The sequence below is a fragment of the Candidatus Zixiibacteriota bacterium genome (assembly GCA_018820315.1).
Classification (GTDB): Bacteria; Zixibacteria; MSB-5A5; order JAABVY01; family JAHJOQ01; genus JAHJOQ01.
Genome location: JAHJOQ010000060.1, coordinates 15516 through 31392, shown reverse-complemented (window position 1 = coordinate 31392; position 15877 = coordinate 15516). Strand labels below are relative to the sequence as shown.

Here is a 15877-nt window from a genome sequence, read left to right as displayed (position 1 = left end):
GCAAATGCTCAACGCACCTTCTTACCGGCATTTTGTTTCAATAATCTCTGGTAATCTGCCTCACTATCGACATCTATTTGCTCTGCATCGTCTTTCAATTTGACAGTGTCGTCTCTGTATTTCGCGAGCAGTCTGTCACCGGCATGATCGCCCTGCATATGCAGTAGGTCACCAAACACCTCTTTCGAGAATACAATTGGATGGCCCCGACCGGCTGGTGTCTCGACATAGAGGATGGCAGGCCGATCTTTCCTGAATCGGTCAATCGCTTCAGCAATCAGATCGCTCGTCACCCCGGGCTTATCTGCCACCATAAACAAGAGAGCATCGACATTGTTCTTAATGAGCCCAACTGCGCATTTGATGGATTCTGCCCTTCCGAGATGGTAGTCGCAGTTATGGATAATGCTGATCCTGTCCGTCACCTTCTTGGACAGCAGTTCTTCGATCCGATCATTTTCAAAACCGGTGACAACCAGTATATTGTCAACCATCGAATTCGATAATTGCTCCAGGGTCTCCTCCACAATCGTATGGTGCCTGTACTTCAGCAGAAGCTTGTTAATCGCACCCATCCTCGAAGACATGCCTGCAGCGAGTATTATGCCGGTGATGTTCATAATTGGCTCAGCCCCGTTATCGAAACAACTGGGGCAGTCACTGTCGGGTTCGCACTCCAACTGCCGGAGACAAGTTCGGAATCCTTCAAATCTCTCACAGTTAGAAACATAATGAACAAAAACCCGTTGTCAAGTCGATCAGATCGATAGTCTGGGGTAGATCGCGATGCCAAGTCCAGATTTGCCTTGGCTGCAGGACAAATCATCATCGGCCTTCACCAGAAAAAGCAGGTTGGAAATTCCAAACTCATCTATTATATCTACAATGTAGTAATCGCCGTTTAGCCGGACTGCGGGATGTACGGTGTCAAACAATCGCATGCATGTCACGACCGGTCGTGACTGAGTCTGCATCGATATGGACAATAAAGACTGCCTTGACAGGTCTGCTCAAAGTTCACCCAAGAAACGCAAGAAGAGCGTTGAGTCAATTGAGATTGACGGGGATCTTTGTAAGGGATGTGATATCTGCATCGAATTCTGCCCGGTAGACGTATTCCAGGCATCTAATAAGCTGAACAGACGTGGCTATTATCTCCCAATCGTCGCCGACATGGAGAAATGCCCAGGATGCCAGCTATGTGAACTCCTGTGCCCCGAGCTGGCGATTGTTATAACGTATGCACAAAAATCTGACAACACGGAAACGAAATAGGTTGTGACAGATAACACCAACAGGATACGGTATCTTGATCGCCTTGCGGGTAAAACGTATTTTCTGCTCGGTGATGAAGCCTGTGCATATGGAGCGCTTTACTCTGGCTGCGATTTCTTTGCGGGGTATCCCATTACGCCAGCGAGCGAGGTGGCTGAATTGATGGCGAGGGAACTCCCTAAAGCGGGAGGAATCTGTGTTCAGATGGAAGACGAACTCGCGAGCATAGCTGCGATCATTGGCGCTTCCTGGACTGACGCGCGTACGATGACGGCCACAAGTGGCCCCGGTTTCTCACTTATGCAGGAGAACCTGGGATACGCGATCATGACCGAAACTCCCTGTGTGATAGTCGATGTGCAGCGCTCAGGACCCTCGACCGGACAGGCCACGAAGCCTGCCCAGGGCGATGTCATGCAGGCGCGGTGGGGAACACACGGTGATCACAATATCATAGCTCTTTCCCCGAATTCCGCGCAGGAGTGCTTCGACCTCATAAGGGATTGCTTCGATCTCGCCGACACCTATCGGACTCCGGTGATTATGCTGATGGATGGAGAAATCGGCCATATACGGGAAAGCGTCGTAATGCCAGAACCTTTGGAAGCCAGATTTTCAGCGAGAAAAGCGGCTCAAGTCGGTGAGGATATTTTCGGTGGGTCCGAGCTCGTTCCGGGGATGATTCACTATGGCCAGGGGAGCAATGTTCACGTGACCGGCTCTACTCACCTGGCAAATGGCATGCGGGACGTATCTACTCCCGAGGTACACGATGTACTCGTGAGAAGAATATACCGCAAGATAGATGACAACAGAGAGAAGATTGTTCGTGTTGAGTCTGATATTGGCAAAGACGGCACAGCACGTGTAGGCGTCATATCATTTGGAGCTACCGCCAGACCAGCCTATGGCGCAGTTAAAGAGGCTCGAAATGAGGGTGTGGACGTGGATTTCATGAGGTTGATCACCATCTGGCCATTTGCTCGAAAGCAGGTGGCGGAGTTTGGAAAGAACCTTGATGTCATACTGGTTCCTGAAATGAACCTGGGACAGATATCGAGAGAGATTGAACGATTTGTCGGCTGCAAAGTGGTGCCTGTGTCCAAGATCGGAGGTGTCTCTCACTCGGTGGAAGAGATCACCAGAGCTATTGTGGAGATCGCTTGATGAGCCAGCTTCAGCACAGACTGATAGATTATGTTCGGAAGGACAGCCTGCCGCACCGCTTCTGTGTAGGATGCGGCTGTGGAACTGTCTTGAATGTTTTCCTCAACGCAATCGACAGCTTAGATCTGGATCCAACGCAGATGGTTTGTGTCTCCGGAATCGGCTGCTCGTCATGGATTCCAAGTCCTTACTTCAAATCAGATACTCTTCACACCACTCATGGCCGACCGATCGCATTTGCGACAGGTGTGAAGATCATGCGCCCTGATATGAAAGTAGTCGCAATTGCCGGAGACGGAGACATTGCCGGCATCGGAGGAAACCACCTGATTCACGCAGCGAGGCGCAATATCGATCTTACCGTATTCATGGTGAATAACATGATCTACGGCATGACCGGCGGGCAGGCTGCGCCAACGACTCCTGAGGGTGTGAAGACAGCTTCGACGCCGTACAGAAATATCGAGCCGCCTTTTAAGGTCGCTGACCTCGTGGTTGCGGCAGGGGCGAGCTATGTCTCTCGCTGGACAACATATCATGTGTTTCAGCTCCAAAAGGCCATGCAAGACGCTATGACCAGAAAAGGCTTCAGTTTTATCGAGATCGTTTCTCAATGTCCCGAGAATTACGGGCGCAGAGTCGGTCTGCGAAATGGAACGAGTTTCCTCAAGAAGTTCAAGGAACAATCCGTCAATATCAGCAAAGCCCAGACTATGTCTGACGACGAACTACAGGACAAGATCGTCGTGGGCAAGTTGTGTGATCAGAGTAGACCTGAATTCGTGACCGAGCTACACAGGCTCACCAAAGAACAGGTCGAGAAATTAGCTATGGAGAGCGAAAGTTGATAATTAGGTTTGTCGGCTTTGGTGGTCAGGGGATTGTCATGTCCAGCTATATCGTGGGGCAGTCGGCTGTCTTCGATGGAAAGAAAGCTGTTCAAAACCAATCCTACGGAAGCGAATCCAGAGGTGGTGAATGCCGCGGAGATGTGATCATCTCGGATACCGATATTTACGAGTTGGAACCTTCAAAGCATGATGTGCTCGTTTCGATGACTCAACCTGGCTATGAGAAGTTCATCTCCGATCTGAAGCCGGGAGGGATCCTGATTTGTGATAAAGATCTGGTGTTACCTGATTCGAATCTCAATCCGCAGGGAATTCGCGAATATGGCATAAGTGCGACTGATATCGCTTCCAGGAAGTTTGGACGCAAGATCGTCGCCAACATGGTGATACTCGGCTACATGAACTCCATTCTGCAACTTGTGACTTCGGACGCTCTGGCGAAGGCAATCTCGTTAAGTGTTCCCAAAGGAACAGAGGATCTAAATCTGGATGCCATGCGGGAAGGGATGGCTCTCGCAGAGCAAGAGAATTGATCAGACTGAAGAATCTCCTATCAGCAATCCGAATTACCCTTGATTCATGAAAGCGATTACCAGCGGCGGTTAGTGCGCGTTAGGCGTCTGCTTCACGTTTGTCATTCTTAGAACGTAGTGCTGCTATCAGCCTTTCTGGCGTCACAGGTAGCTCGTCGATACGCACTCCCGTTGCATCGTAGATGGCGTTGAGAATGGATGGAATAACCGGCATTATCGCTCCCTCGCCGACCTCTTTTGCACCGTACGGGCCACTCGGTTCGTTGGATTCGATGATGATTGCATCGAGATGAGGCATGTCAAGCGCGGTCGGAATTTTGTATTCTGCGAGGTTCGCATTCACGATTCGGCCCTTGTTGTCATATATTATCTGCTCCATCAGCGCCTCCCCCATGCCCATCATCATCGAACCCTGCATCTGACCCTCGACCTGCGTGACATTGATGGCATAGCCACAATCATGGGCGCCGGTGATATGTCCGACCGTGATTTCGCCAGTCTTGAGGTCAACGGTAACCTCGGCAATCTGCGCCGAGCAACCGAAAGCTGGTGAGGTACCAACCTTGGCTCCTTTGAACGAACCGCCCAATGGCGGAGGACGATACTTGCCCGTGCCTATAATGGTGCCGAGTTCGAGAAATGCGATTCGGCTGGCTTCGGCAAATGTCAATTGTGGGGCATCAGGAAGGTCCGAGAAGCCCTTATGCTCCTGGAGATATTCTTTCCTGATCTTTGAGAAATCGAGTTCACCGGCAAGACTCACTACCTGCCCATCTCTAAGATCAAGTGTTTCGGATGGTATTTCCAGCATACCGGCCACAGCTTCCAGAATCTGCTTTTTCACGTCGAGGGCAGCCTCGCGGCAGGCATGACCGGTCATAAGAGTCGTGCGACTGGAATAGGCACCCAAATCGACACTGAGGCTGGAGTCGCCCGAGAGGACTCTCACTTCATCAAGAGATAGGCCGAGTTCCTCGGCGGTAATCATTGCCAGCACAGTATCCGATCCCTGACCGATATCGGCCGCACCCGAAGAGACAGTCACTCCACCGCCGACCTCATCGACTTTCGTCACTACCGTGCAATGATATGTCCTGGAGCGATATATCGGATACCCTGCGCCCGAGACAAAGAAACCGCAAGCGGCTCCTATTCCTTTCCCATCGCGGCGGGTTTTGCCGCCCGACGAACGCTTCTTCTTCCAGGCGGCGGAATCACGCACCGCTTCCAGAGCCTCACGCATGCCGAAGCTGCTGACGAACAATTCATTGCAGGTTGTCTCGCCAGCTTCCATTACATTTTTCAGGCGCAACTCGATCGGGTCCATGCCCAGTTCCTCAGCGATGCGATCAAGCTGCACCTCAAAGAGTGCGCGGGCAATGACGGCACCGTGTCCCCGCTGCGCACCACATGCCGGCTTATTGGTAACAACCCGGTGGCCGTCGTATTTCATATTCTTGAGCCGGTACGGTCCGCCAAGAAGAGATCCGGAGTAGTAAATCGTGGCAATGCCGAAACTGGCATAAGCTCCCCCGTCGAGCACACACTCATGCTCGAGAAACGCCAGGCTGCCGTCCTTCTTTACGCCGGTGGTCATAGTGTGAAAAAACTGATGCCTGGCCCGCGAATGGAGGAAGACCTGCTCCCGGTCGAAAGTGAGCTTCACTGGTTGGCCGGTCTTTATGGCTAACAGGCATGTTGCCAGTTCTGCGCTTGAGCAGGAGGCCTTGGGCCCGAAACCACCGCCGACTGCCGGTTTGATCACTCGCACTTTGTGCAACGGAATATTCAGAGCCATTGCCAGGGTGCGCTGTATGTAATGAGGAGCCTGTGTGGAACTCCACATGGTCAGATTACCACTCGAACTCGTTTCAGCCAGAATGCTCTGTGGTTCCAGGAAAGCGGCGTCCTGCATCTTGCTCGAGAGGCGATCTGTACGAATCAGGTGTGATTCATGGCGCCCCTTCTCGATGTCCCCGAAATGCCAGTGAACCTGGGCACAGATGTTGTTCTTGTACATCTCGTGGAGCTGCGGCTGCCCTTCATCCATTGCGGTGCGACCATCCAGAACCGTCGGCAACTCTTCAAAATCCACCTTGATCAGGCTCGTGGCCTCAAGAGCTGTGTCCAAGTCAATGGCGGCCACAGCTGCAATCTCATCGCCAACGTAACGCACCTTGTCGTGACAGAAAACGGTCTCATCATAACGGGCTGGGCTGACCCCATAAGGCGTCGTGCCCGCCTCGCGGTGAGTTACCACCGCTCTGACTCCGGACAGCTTTTCAGCACGAGACGTATCTATATTAAGTATGCGGGCATGTGCCAAAGGGCTGTGCAGAATAGCTCCGGTCAGCAAGCAGGGCCGCTTGAGGTCGTCAGTATAGAGCGCTTTTCCCGTGGCTTTATCTGCGGCATCCACACGAGGGGTGCGCGTATTGAGGATGCGATGATTACTCATAATGTATCCTCTGAAGCAGCCTTGATAGCCTCGACAATCTTCTGGTAGCCGGTGCAACGACAGAGATTGCCGGAAATCGCCCTGCGGATGTCCTGTTCGTTGGGATTGTTGCTGCGTCGTAGCAGTTCAGTAGCCGTCATCAACATACCGGGCGAACAAAAGCCGCATTGAATAGCGCCGTGGTCGACGAATGCCTGCTGCAAACGACTCAGCTTACCGTCTCTTGCCAGCCCTTCAACGGTCTCGACAGAACATCCATCTGCCTGAATGGCCAGTGTCAGACAGCTAAACGTGGCAACACCGTCCAGAAGCACCGTGCACGTGCCGCAGTCGCCGATTCCGCATCCCTTCTTGGTCCCGGTCAAACCGAGATTCTCGCGCAACAGCTCAAGGAGTGTGCGGCGGGGTTCTACTGCAAGCTCATGCAGGACGCCATTAACAGTGACTGATACTATTTTCTTCATTGACCCTCTTGAATTCGCTTGAGCACTGCTCTCAACAGACGCAGCGTAAGTTGTTCAACCATCTGCACTCGGTACCAGGCCGAACCACGGTGATCATCAATGGGACGTGAATCTCCAGCGGCCGCCCGTGCGGCTCGCAGAAGGGTTTCCTCATTCGGTACTTTTCCGATCAGGACTCCCCGCACTGACTCAGCCAGAATAGGAACAGGTCCTGCGGCACCAAGGGCGACCTGTACATCAGCCACGGGACCACCCGGCTCCTTCAGTGTAAGCCAGACAGCAACACCCACTGTGGAGATTTCGAGTGCCTTACGATTGGCAAGCTTATAGTAGGCGCTCCCGGAATACGGCACAGGAGGCGGATAGTGAATGTCGGTCAGTATCTCATCCTGCTTTATGACCGAGAGTCCGGGCCCTCTTGGAAAATCCTTCGCCGGGATATTGCGTGTTCCCGATGATCCTCTTAATGTCAGCGTTCCGCCCAGAGCTATCGTCGGTACAGCCATGTCGGCAGCAGGACGCGCGTTGGCAATATTCCCGCCCAGGGTGCCGCGGTTTCGTACAAGCGGGCTACCTAAGCTGTCCGCACCCTCAGCGAGGGCCGTCCAACCTTCACGGACATCAGGTGAACGCTCGATTTCACTGATTGATGTCAGAGCACCGATTCTCATGCCACCGTCCGCCAGCCGTTCAATACCTCTTAGCTGATCCAGTTTGTGTAGAGACACGAGGTATGCAGGAGCCGCATGTCGGGGATCCTCCAGGGCCGTTCTGATAGAACCACCCGAAGCCATGAGTGGATCAGTATCAGATGGTGCGCATTCGGTCGTAGAGAGAACTCTTCCCTCCGGATGGGTCGGGCAACCGTCACACCGGGGCACATGCTGGGGAATAATCGGGCGCCGCAGGTCTACAAGAAGGTCGGTGCCACCGGCTAAGAGACGCACACCTTCATCGGCATGGTCGGATAGCATGGCGCAAGCTTCATCCACCGTTTCCGGTACGAGGACATCAAAACGGGGAAGAATCATCTACGGTCACCAATTTCACTGAATCCGTCTACTACTCATCCTCAACATTCAGAATCTGAAATATAGAAGCATTTAATCTGTTTGGCAACGGCAAACTGACTGTCGGAGTCTGTGGTTTCGTCAGATGTATCCAGCCGTACTGTCGGGTGAGTTTCACCTGACAGAGTTTTCAGCTTTCTCGGCTGCAGAAACACTGCAACACGGTAAATTTCGATTATCCTCCATTTTCTACTTGACTGGCCGGACAATACTCGGTATTATTCGAACGGACGTTCGATTCATAGAGGTCAGAATTGGCTACCCACTCATCAGGTACAAAATCAAAGCCTTCAGTACGGCACCATGACAAGTACGAAAAGCGACTGTCGTTGATATTGAAAGCAGCTTCGAAAGTCATTGCCAGAGACGGCTTTGCGGGAGCCTCGGTTCGCGATGTTGCAGCCAAGGGGAAAATCGGGCTGTCCGGTATTTACTACTATTTCAAGAGTAAAGATGAATTGCTTTATGCCATTCAGCATCATTCTTTCTCAACTCTGGTGAGGCTTCTCAAGGAAAGGCTCGAAACATGTTCCTCGCCTGAGGACCGATTGAAAGCGGTTATAGATAACCATTTCCAGTTTTTCGTGAAGAACAGGGATGAATTTCGAGTCTGTGTGCATGAAATGGAATCGTTGTCAGGTAAGTACTACAAGACCGTTCTCAAGATACGTCAGGAGTACTTCCAGCTTGTCAGGAGAGTCATCGATGAGGTGCTTCGCGGAGCAAAGCATGAAACAGATATTACCACTCTCTTCCTGTTCGGGTCGCTGAACTGGGTATATATGTGGTATGATCCCGAGAAGGACTCCGACATCAATAAGTTGTCCTCTCAGTACCTGAGAGTCTTACTAAACGGAATAAACAAATCCCAAGAGCTATAGGTAAGTTATGTTTGCAAAGTTTTTTGACTGGTATGAAAACCGCCATGATTACGCTCGCGATTGGCTTGCTAAGAACGATGGAGAAGTGGTGGGCTGCTTCTGCAGCTATGCTCCTGAGGAACTGATCTACGCTGCCGGGCTGCTGCCGGTGAGAGTGCTTGGTTCTCATGAACCGCAGGACGTCACCGAACCTCACATCTTCGGCATGTTCTGTCCATTTTGTCGCGATGTCCTGGCTCAGGGGCTGAAAGGCCGATATGATTACATGAAGGGCATCACTCTGGCTCAATCCTGCCTACACTTGAGACAGTCGTATACTTCCTGGAAGAACCATGTGCCGGTTGACTATTCGTTCTATCTGTATATGCCAAACAAGGTTCAGACGGATCATGCCTATTCCTACTATTCGGAAGAGTTGGTGAAGTTCAGGAAATCGCTGGAGAAATGGACTGGGCGCAAGATTACCGATGAGTCACTGCGGGAAACGGCTGAACTGTACAATGAGAACCGCCGTTTGATGCGCGAGGTTTATGATCTGCGCAAGCAGTCGAATCCTCCCCTGACCGGCCTGGACGCGATGGTCATGGTTGCCTCATCGTTCTTTGTTGACAAGAAGGAACATAACGCTGAACTAACGCGCATCCTGCCGGATCTAAAGTCGCGGAAGCTCGATCGTGAGACGGGAGTGCGTCTGATGATAGTCGGATCTGAAGATGATGATACGGAGTTCGTCAAGATGGTGGAATCGGTGGGAAGCACTATAGTGGTAGATGACCATTGCACCGGCTCCCGCTACTTCTGGAATCTAACAGAGTTCACCGGCAATGTGCTCCCGGACATCGCCACCAGGTATATCAACCGACCGCCCTGTCCGACTAAGGATTGGGAGGAGCGTACCAGGTTGCCTCACATCCTGAATCTCGCAAAGGAATTCAAAGTCGATGGAATCATTCTCATACAACAGAAATTCTGTGATCCACATGAGGCCGATATGGTACCTCTGAAAGACTATCTCAACAGTAATGGTTACCCGACCTTATTCCTTGAGTTCGATGTAACTGTGCCCGTGGGACAGATGCGAATCAGGGTGGAGGCTTTTCTGGAGATGCTGGGTGTAGAAGAGCTGTTTTGATCCGAATAGCGAAGAGGAGAACAATGACTATGTACAAGACTGAGCCTTTGCGGTGCTGGAAGAAAGCCAAGGAATTGCGGCTCAAGTATTATAAGGACTATCAGGAGGCTCACAGTAAGGGCGGTATCCGCTGGACAGGCGGCGCTTGGGCCTTTGACGCCATACCGGCAGGTCTGGGCCGGGATGTCTATCACATCACCGGCGAGCCATATGGAGCGTCCCTTGCTTTCAACCGGGAGCTGTCTCTGGAATGCCTGGAAGCAGCGGAGGCGAAAGGATGGGCTCGTGACCTCTGTAGCTACATGCGAAACTACTGGGGATCAATGTACCTTAGCAAGTATGCCTTTGGAGGAGAATACCCTAATCCTGATTTCTGCTTCCAGGACCATATCTGCTGCAGCCACGGCAAGTGGTATCAGCACGTAGCCGAATACAAGAACATTCCCTATTTCTGTATTGATGTCTCGGTCGGCCCTTACAAAGACCTGGACGAGAACAGGTTGATGTTTGTTGTTAATCAGATGCACGAATCGATCGAGTGGCTGGAGAAAATCACCGGGCGCAAGTATCAGGACGAACTCTTGATCGAGGCGGTAGAAAACGAAACCCGATGCACGTCTGCGTGGGCTGAGGTATGCTGCCTCAATATGGCCAAGCCCGCGCCTCTGGATGAAAAGACGATGTATTCTCTCTACGTCCATGGCACTTTGGCCAAGCATTCCAAAGAAATAGCGGATTTCTATGAGGAGCTTCGCGACGAAGTCAAGTATCGCGTCGACAACCAGATTGCCGCCATACCCGACGAAAGATGCAGACTGATGTCGGATACACAGCCGCCATGGGGTTTCCTCAAAGTCTTTCGTTACCTTGAGCAATTCGGCGCCGTCTCTATTGGGTCTCTATATACCTTTGGCTTGATTGGCATCTGGGAAAGTAAACCTGACGGTAGTTGGGGGCCGAGAACAACGCCGATGCAGAAGGGTAAGAAAATCACGAGCAGGGACGAAGCATTGCGGGTTCTGGCTGATTGGAATCTCTCTAAGCCTGAATGGCAACATTTCTATGATCCAAATCTCAAGACGGAGATGATGCTGCAGATCGTCAAGCAATGGCAAGTGGACGGCGTCATGCTGCACCTGAACAGAGGATGTGAAGGTCTCTCCTGTGGAATTATGGAAAACAGAATCGGCATCGCGGAAGCTGGAGTGCCGGTCATGACTTTCGAAGGCAATATGGGAGATGAGCGGGAATTCGATGAGAAACGAGTGGTGTCGAGAATCGACTCTTTCATGGAGACCCTGGGCATGAAGATGTTGGACAAACCTGCCGGTGCTGTACAGTCCAGTTAGTGTGCCAGGTTACAGACTCAGTCAGAGCCAAGGATCTAATTAGAGGAGGAATAATGATCACTGCTGGAATAGACATGGGCTCCAAATATGTGAAGGTAGTCGTCTTAAAGGACGGAGTGATCCGGGGCAAGGCAATTGGTGCTACTGGTTTTGAACCTGTAGCTGCAGCCGAAAAGTGTCTTGAAAAGGCCGCTACAGATTCCGGCATAGAGATATCAGCTATGGATCACATCACCTCGACCGGCGCCGGTAGAAAAGTCGCGCCAAACATAAGCTCCGACGTTACTGATGTCAGCGCTGCTGCCAGAGGAGTCGTCCATCTGCTCGAGGGCATACAGACTATCATCGACATCGGTGCTGAAGAAGGCAGGGGTATCAAGATAGATGCTAACGGTAAGGTGGTTGATCTTGCCGTTAACGAGAAATGTGCCGCCGGAGCGGGCGCCTTTGCTGAGGCGATGTCGCGCGCTCTGGATGTGTCTCTTGAGGAATTCGGCCAACTATCATTGAAGTCGGACAAGACGATCCCGATGAATGCTCAGTGCGCTGTTTTTGCCGAAAGCGAGGTGGTGTCGCTGGTCCATGCCAAGACACCCAAGCACGATATTGCCAAGGCGGTTCACGACGCGATTGCCAGTCGCATTGTCTCCATGGTCCGACGGGTAGGGATTAACAAGGAAGTAGCTCTGATCGGTGGTGTCTCGCACAATCCTGGATTCGTGGACGCTTTAAACCGTGGACTCGAAACCCAGGTGATCGTCCCGGAAGATCCGGATTATGTTGGAGCGCTGGGGGCTGCGATTATCGCTGGCGAAAGGAGCCACTGATGTCGGAAGATAAGAAGGAATTTTGGCGTTGGAAAGAATACAATTGGCGTGATGAGACCATCAATCCCAAGGGCGCTGAGACAATTTCCGCCGGAGTAGATGTCGGTTCCGTCAGTTCTCAGGCGGTCGTGATAGTGGACGGTAAGCTTTACGCTTACTCAAATATGCGTACCGGCTCCGATAGCCCAGATAGTTCGCGAAAAGCTATGGACTGGGCTCTGGAAAACACCGGTTTGACATTGGACGATATCCATTACACGGTGGGAACCGGTTACGGTCGTGTGAATGTCCCTTTTGCCGATCGGGCGATAACAGAGATCGCATGTCACGGTCGTGGCGGTAACCTCATGTATGGTCCGACTGTTCGGACTATCCTGGACATGGGAGGCCAAGACTGCAAGGCGATCCGCTGCGACGAGAAAGGCAAGGTCACCAATTTCCTGATGAATGACAAATGTGCTGCCGGCACCGGTAGAGGCATGGAGGTTTTCGCTGATCTACTGGCAGTCCCTGTCGAGGAAGTGGGTGACTTATCGTTGGATGTCGATGATGAGCCGCCACCGGTTTCCTCGACCTGTGTGGTGTTTGCCAAGTCCGAGGCATCATCCCTGTTACGCGAGGGGTGGTCGAAAAAGCGGGTTCTGGCTGCATACTGCTCTGCAATGGCACATCGGGTGGTCTCGCTTCTCGAGCGAATCGGAGTCGAAAAGGACTTCGCAATAACCGGCGGTATTGCCAAGAACAGCGGGGTAGTTGTCCGACTGGAAAGGGAACTGAATCTCACATCACTGAAATCCAAGTATGACACTCAGATTGCCGGGGCACTTGGCGCCGCTCTCTTTGCGAAAGCGTTAGTTGAGAAGCAGCGGAAGAAGGTTGCACAGTGAAAGCCAATTATGGGTATATGGATGGCAGCGGTGAGTTTTTCATAACCATCAACACCGATCTTTGCATCGAATGTACTCATCGCGGCTGCGTTGGCGCCTGCCCGGCGGGGTTATTCGAGATTATTGTTGATGATTATGATGATGAGGTGGCGGCAATAAAAGAGGATGAGCGCAAGAAACTGAAATACGATTGCTCTCCCTGTAAGCCTGTTTCCGATCGACAGCCGCTACCTTGTGTCGTTGCTTGTACACCAGGGGCGATCTCTCACTCCTGGTAACTGGACATATGGCGTCCGATGACGACCTGGCCCGCGATGTGGAAGCAAGAGGGGGCAAATAGGATTCATATCATGAGTGCCATGGCCACAGTAAAACTAACAATCGATGGACAGTCGATCGAGTGCTCCGCGGGGAGAACCATCATCGAGGCAGCCGACGCGGCAGGCATCTATATCCCCCGGATCTGTCATCATCCCGACCTGTCGCCGGTCAGCGAAGTGACCCGGGCCGATGTCGTTTATCAGGCAGAGACCAGAATCGTCGGAGAGAACCGGGGTGCAAACATTGGAAAGGAGGCCCACTGTAATCTGTGCCTGGTTGAGATAGAGGGGCAGCCCGAGCTGGTGAACTCTTGCATAACCTTAGTAGACGACGAGTTGATCGTACAGACGGACACTAAAGAAGTGATACGGCGTCGCAAAGAGGCGTTGAGCAAACTGCTTGCTGATCACCCCCACGCGTGTCTGACCTGCGATCAAAGGGAGGGGTGCAGCCGAACCGACTGTTCGGCGAACGTTCCGGTGGAGGAACGGTGCTGCGTTCTATTAGGTCGCTGCGAATTGGGAAAGGTCAGCGAGTATATAGGTATTCCTAACGATACACACAGGTACATTCCCCAACAGCTCACGTCGACTGAAAACGATCCGCTCTTCACCAGGGATTACAACTTGTGCATAGGTTGTCTGCGTTGCATTAGAGTCTGTCGGAAAGTCCAAGGTCTCGATGTCCTGGGGGCGATCTGGAAGAATAATCGGGCATGGGTTGGAACACTTACCGGCGCCGGACTTAAAGAAGCACAGTGTCGGTTTTGCGGCGCCTGTGTGGAAGTCTGCCCTACTGGAGCGTTACTCGACAAGGAAGGTGTCCCCGCGGTCCGGCGAGATTCTCCACTCCCCTGCGTGGCGAATTGCCCGGCCGGTATAGATATTCCCGGCTACGTGCGATCAATCGCTGCTGGACGCAATCGTGTGGCCCTGGATATCATACGCTCCCGCGTGCCGTTTCCAGGCATCTTGGGGTATGTTTGTTTCCATCCATGCGAGGACGTTTGTCGCCGGAGTGAGATAGATCAACCGGTTGCCATATGCGACTTGAAACGTTACGTGGCTGATGCTGTTGTCAACGCAGACTCACGCCCAATCAATAGAAAGTCGGATACGGGCAAGAAAGTTGCCATTATCGGTTCCGGCCCTACTGGCCTCACTGCCGCATATTATCTTGGCAGTCTGGGCAATCAAGTCAGCCTGTTTGATCAAGAACACAGACCGGGAGGTATGCTGCGCTATGGTATCCCCGACTACAGGCTCCCCCCCGAGATCTTGGATGGCGAACTGGGAGTCCTGGACACTCTGGGGATAAGCCTTCACATGGATCACCGGTTCGACAGTGAAAACCGTATAAGCGAACTCAAATCTCAGGGTTTTGATGCTCTTCTTGTCACCATCGGAGCTTCCGTAAGCAAGGCCTTACCGATTGAAAACTCAGACCTCGATGGAGTATACCTGGGTCTCGAATTCCTGAAATCGGCCAAGCTATCTCAGGAATTACTGCTGGGCGATCAGGTAGTGGTTATCGGCGGCGGGAATGTGGCTGTTGACGCCGCGATGACCGCTATACGCCTTGGCGCCCGCTTCGTTCACCTGGTCTGCTTAGAGTCACGGGATGAGATGCCTGCTTATAGTTGGGAGATTGCTCAGGCAGAAGAGGAGGGTGTGGAGATTCATCCTTCGTGGGGCCCGAGAAAATTCACATCAAGCCGTGGCCGGATATCGGGCATTGAACTCAAACGCTGCACCAGGGTATTCGATGAACAGGGTGACTTTGACCCACAATATGATGAAAGCGAAATCAAACATATCTCGGCTCAATCGGTCATCGTGACTATTGGCCAGCAAGTCGATCTTGAGCCGCTGAACCATGTTAAGAACCTGTCGAGGGGACCCGGAGCCGCTTTGAACGTGGATAAGGACTTTTCCTTCGGTTTGGAAGGTGTCTTTGCTGCTGGCGATATGATCCGAGGTCCTTCATCCGTTGTCGAAGCAATAGCAGATGGACGGCGTGTCGCAGATATAATCGACAGATACATCGGAGGCAACGGCCTTGCTGATTCGGACCAAACTTCGGCCGAGATCGATATCCCGACAGCAGATGTTTCCCGGGATCAGTTCCTGCAACACAGGCAACAATGCAGGTCTGCAGACCCTGAGGAACGGAAATCCGGTTTTGGCCTTATTCAACAGACCCTTTCGGAACAGGAGGCGATGTTAGAGGCCCAGCGCTGCCTGCAATGTCATCTTAGACGACAGATTACGCCGGTTGTCCTGCCTCCTGAGCGATGGTTACCATTGAATGAAGAGGCTATGGATTCTGTGCCGGATGTAGAAGGTGTTTTTCAGTTGCTCAATGATGAGAAGAGGATAATTCGCATTACGGGAACGCCGAATATGCGGCAGGACCTTAGGAGTTGGCTCGAAAATCCCGGAAACGCCAAATGGTTCTTGTGGGAAGAGGATCCCATGTATACGAAACGGGAAAGCGAACTAATCCAGCAGTATCTTCAGGAGCACGGAGAGTTGCCCGGTGGCGGCGGGAGCGATGACGATTTGGACGATTTATTCTAATCACCTTGTCGCAGTTGATGACGTATAACAGGTGCATACTTTGTGCTGGGAGCCTGGCAACAAGAAGATGCAGACGTGGACAG

16 protein-coding genes are annotated in these 15877 nt (G+C 52.2%); 11 read left to right on the top strand and 5 right to left on the bottom strand.

The genetic code is table 11. The annotated features are described in order from the left end of the window. Window positions 1-8: 8 nt before the first annotated feature. Complete coding sequence (locus tag KKH67_05465) at window positions 9-620, bottom strand: nucleotidyltransferase family protein (protein MBU1318631.1); 612 nt, start codon at window positions 618-620, stop codon at window positions 9-11. A gap of 138 nt (window positions 621-758) precedes the next feature. Further along, entirely contained in the window at window positions 759-941 is a 183-nt protein-coding gene (locus tag KKH67_05460; GenBank protein ID MBU1318630.1) for a hypothetical protein, read from the bottom strand. Between the two features lie 37 nt (window positions 942-978). On the opposite strand from KKH67_05460, the gene KKH67_05455 reads away from it, so the two are divergent. From KKH67_05455 to KKH67_05440, 4 genes are read left to right on the top strand one after another with little or no spacing between them, the layout of a single operon-like run. After that, entirely contained in the window at window positions 979-1275 is a 297-nt protein-coding gene (locus KKH67_05455; GenBank protein ID MBU1318629.1) for a ferredoxin family protein, read from the top strand. A 3-nt stretch (window positions 1276-1278) separates the two neighbouring features. Then, window positions 1279-2442, top strand: a complete 1164-nt coding sequence (locus KKH67_05450; GenBank protein ID MBU1318628.1) for a 2-oxoacid:acceptor oxidoreductase subunit alpha — start codon at window positions 1279-1281, stop codon at window positions 2440-2442. Next, a complete protein-coding gene (locus KKH67_05445) occupies window positions 2442-3290 on the top strand; it encodes a 2-oxoacid:ferredoxin oxidoreductase subunit beta (GenBank protein ID MBU1318627.1) in 849 nt (282 codons plus the stop codon). Before KKH67_05450 ends, KKH67_05445 begins: the two co-directional genes overlap by 1 nt. Beyond that, a complete protein-coding gene (locus KKH67_05440) occupies window positions 3287-3826 on the top strand; it encodes a 2-oxoacid:acceptor oxidoreductase family protein (GenBank protein MBU1318626.1) in 540 nt (179 codons plus the stop codon). Before KKH67_05445 ends, KKH67_05440 begins: the two co-directional genes overlap by 4 nt. A 79-nt stretch (window positions 3827-3905) precedes the next feature. Here the strand turns inward: KKH67_05440 and KKH67_05435 are convergent, their stop codons facing one another. Genes KKH67_05435 through KKH67_05425 form a run of 3 tightly spaced genes read right to left on the bottom strand, consistent with a single transcriptional unit; the run spans window position 3906 to window position 7779 of the window. Continuing rightward, window positions 3906-6284 (bottom strand): molybdopterin-dependent oxidoreductase, encoded by a 2379-nt coding sequence (locus tag KKH67_05435; GenBank protein MBU1318625.1) that lies wholly within the window; start codon window positions 6282-6284, stop codon window positions 3906-3908. Further along, window positions 6281-6748 (bottom strand): (2Fe-2S)-binding protein, encoded by a 468-nt coding sequence (locus KKH67_05430; protein ID MBU1318624.1) that lies wholly within the window; start codon window positions 6746-6748, stop codon window positions 6281-6283. The genes KKH67_05435 and KKH67_05430 overlap by 4 nt, the downstream gene beginning before the upstream one ends. After that, window positions 6745-7779, bottom strand: a complete 1035-nt coding sequence (locus tag KKH67_05425; GenBank protein MBU1318623.1) for an FAD binding domain-containing protein — start codon at window positions 7777-7779, stop codon at window positions 6745-6747. Before KKH67_05425 ends, KKH67_05430 begins: the two co-directional genes overlap by 4 nt. A 293-nt stretch (window positions 7780-8072) precedes the next feature. Here KKH67_05425 and KKH67_05420 point away from each other — a divergent pair, with 293 nt between their 5' ends. From KKH67_05420 to KKH67_05390, 7 genes are all read left to right on the top strand, one after another. Beyond that, window positions 8073-8699 (top strand): TetR/AcrR family transcriptional regulator, encoded by a 627-nt coding sequence (locus tag KKH67_05420; protein ID MBU1318622.1) that lies wholly within the window; start codon window positions 8073-8075, stop codon window positions 8697-8699. A 7-nt stretch (window positions 8700-8706) separates the two neighbouring features. Continuing rightward, window positions 8707-9831 (top strand): benzoyl-CoA reductase, bzd-type, subunit N, encoded by a 1125-nt coding sequence (bzdN, locus tag KKH67_05415; protein ID MBU1318621.1) that lies wholly within the window; start codon window positions 8707-8709, stop codon window positions 9829-9831. 23 nt (window positions 9832-9854) lie between these two features. Further along, entirely contained in the window at window positions 9855-11180 is a 1326-nt protein-coding gene (bzdO, locus tag KKH67_05410; protein MBU1318620.1) for a benzoyl-CoA reductase, bzd-type, subunit O, read from the top strand. A 53-nt stretch (window positions 11181-11233) separates the two neighbouring features. After that, window positions 11234-12007, top strand: coding sequence for a CoA activase (locus tag KKH67_05405; GenBank protein ID MBU1318619.1), 774 nt, complete (start codon window positions 11234-11236; stop codon window positions 12005-12007). Next, on the top strand, window positions 12007-12894 hold the full coding sequence (bzdQ, locus tag KKH67_05400; GenBank protein ID MBU1318618.1) for a benzoyl-CoA reductase, bzd-type, subunit Q: 888 nt from the start codon (window positions 12007-12009) through the stop codon (window positions 12892-12894). Before KKH67_05405 ends, bzdQ begins: the two co-directional genes overlap by 1 nt. Next, on the top strand, window positions 12891-13172 hold the full coding sequence (locus KKH67_05395) for a ferredoxin (GenBank protein MBU1318617.1): 282 nt from the start codon (window positions 12891-12893) through the stop codon (window positions 13170-13172). Before bzdQ ends, KKH67_05395 begins: the two co-directional genes overlap by 4 nt. A gap of 81 nt (window positions 13173-13253) precedes the next feature. Beyond that, complete coding sequence (locus KKH67_05390; protein MBU1318616.1) at window positions 13254-15794, top strand: FAD-dependent oxidoreductase; 2541 nt, start codon at window positions 13254-13256, stop codon at window positions 15792-15794. Window positions 15795-15877 lie beyond the last annotated feature (83 nt).

Coding starts and splice junctions, on each gene's coding strand:
- KKH67_05465 (MBU1318631.1), bottom strand. CDS start 620: ATGAACATCACCGGCATAATACTCGCTGCAGGCATGTCTTCGAGGATG.
- KKH67_05460 (MBU1318630.1), bottom strand. CDS start 941: ATGCGATTGTTTGACACCGTACATCCCGCAGTCCGGCTAAACGGCGAT.
- KKH67_05455 (MBU1318629.1), top strand. CDS start 979: ATGGACAATAAAGACTGCCTTGACAGGTCTGCTCAAAGTTCACCCAAG.
- KKH67_05445 (MBU1318627.1), top strand. CDS start 2,442: ATGAGCCAGCTTCAGCACAGACTGATAGATTATGTTCGGAAGGACAGC.
- KKH67_05435 (MBU1318625.1), bottom strand. CDS start 6,284: ATGAGTAATCATCGCATCCTCAATACGCGCACCCCTCGTGTGGATGCC.
- KKH67_05430 (MBU1318624.1), bottom strand. CDS start 6,748: ATGAAGAAAATAGTATCAGTCACTGTTAATGGCGTCCTGCATGAGCTT.
- KKH67_05425 (MBU1318623.1), bottom strand. CDS start 7,779: ATGATTCTTCCCCGTTTTGATGTCCTCGTACCGGAAACGGTGGATGAA.
- bzdN (MBU1318621.1), top strand. CDS start 8,707: ATGTTTGCAAAGTTTTTTGACTGGTATGAAAACCGCCATGATTACGCT.
- bzdO (MBU1318620.1), top strand. CDS start 9,855: ATGACTATGTACAAGACTGAGCCTTTGCGGTGCTGGAAGAAAGCCAAG.
- KKH67_05405 (MBU1318619.1), top strand. CDS start 11,234: ATGATCACTGCTGGAATAGACATGGGCTCCAAATATGTGAAGGTAGTC.
- bzdQ (MBU1318618.1), top strand. CDS start 12,007: ATGTCGGAAGATAAGAAGGAATTTTGGCGTTGGAAAGAATACAATTGG.
- KKH67_05390 (MBU1318616.1), top strand. CDS start 13,254: ATGGCCACAGTAAAACTAACAATCGATGGACAGTCGATCGAGTGCTCC.